Here is an 866-nt window from a genome sequence, read left to right as displayed (position 1 = left end):
TAGGGGCTGTATAGAATTCAAATCAGCGGCAGCCAAATAAAGACACAGGCTAGAATCACGGCAGCCTCATAGCTGGCTTTAAGTTTATCATAGCGTGTAGCAACACCTCTGAAGTGTTTTAACCTAGCAAAGGCGTTTTCTACCAAGTGGCGACAGCGATATAAGTACCAATTCAGCGCATTGTTGTTGCTTTTTGAATTTGACTTAACGGGTATTACTGACTCAGCACAATGCTCAAAGATACACTCTCTTATGTCGCTACTGTCATAGCCTCTGTCTGCTACAACCGCCTTAGTCTCTTTTTTGATGGTACTTTTAATTAAAGCGTTGGCCATTTTAGAATCGTGTACTTGGCCTCCTGTCAGCTCCACATGAACAGGGTTGCCACATGCATCAACTATGAGATGTAACTTGCTGCTATTGCCAGCAACGCTGATGCCGATGGCTTCATCACGACAACTGGCAGCGCCTGTACTGTGTTGATGCGCTTTTACTACGCTACCATCTATAAATAACCATTCACTATCGTAGTCCGCTGTTACTATTGACATCAGTTGCTGCCATTTACCGGTTTTACGCCAATAGCGATATTGATGGTATACGGTAGACCACTTGCCAAAGCAAGGCGGTAGGTCGCGCCATGGACAGCCAACACGGATACGGTACAACATTGCTTCGACTGTTCGTCTTAGATTGGGCTTGTTATATATGTTGATTTGTCGCAATATATCAGACAGCTTTTGCCATTGTTCATCAGTGAGCATGGTACGAGCCATAAGTGACGCCTTTTCTCTTTGTTGTGGTAAACAAGAGTGTAAGGCGTTGCTTATTTTTTTCAACTAATCCCCAATTCTATACAGCCCCTA

At 44.0% G+C, this 866-nt stretch carries 1 protein-coding gene; it reads right to left on the bottom strand.

Features of this window, described 5'->3' with window-relative positions:
• Positions 1–17: 17 nt before the first annotated feature.
• A complete protein-coding gene (locus tag ACMHKH_RS14645; RefSeq protein ID WP_413521352.1) occupies positions 18–776 on the bottom strand; it encodes an IS5 family transposase in 759 nt (252 codons plus the stop codon).
• Positions 777–866: the final 90 nt, after the last annotated feature.

Source organism: Psychrobacter glacincola (genome assembly GCF_965118485.1).
Classification (GTDB): Bacteria; Pseudomonadota; Gammaproteobacteria; order Pseudomonadales; family Moraxellaceae; genus Psychrobacter; species Psychrobacter glacincola_D.
The sequence above is the reverse complement of the archived record's forward strand: the minus strand, read 5'-3'. Positions and strand labels throughout refer to the sequence as shown.

Excerpts from the sequence above, each read along its gene's own strand:
- ACMHKH_RS14645 (WP_413521352.1), bottom strand. The coding sequence starts at position 776 with ATGGCTCGTACCATGCTCACTGATGAACAATGGCAAAAGCTGTCTGAT.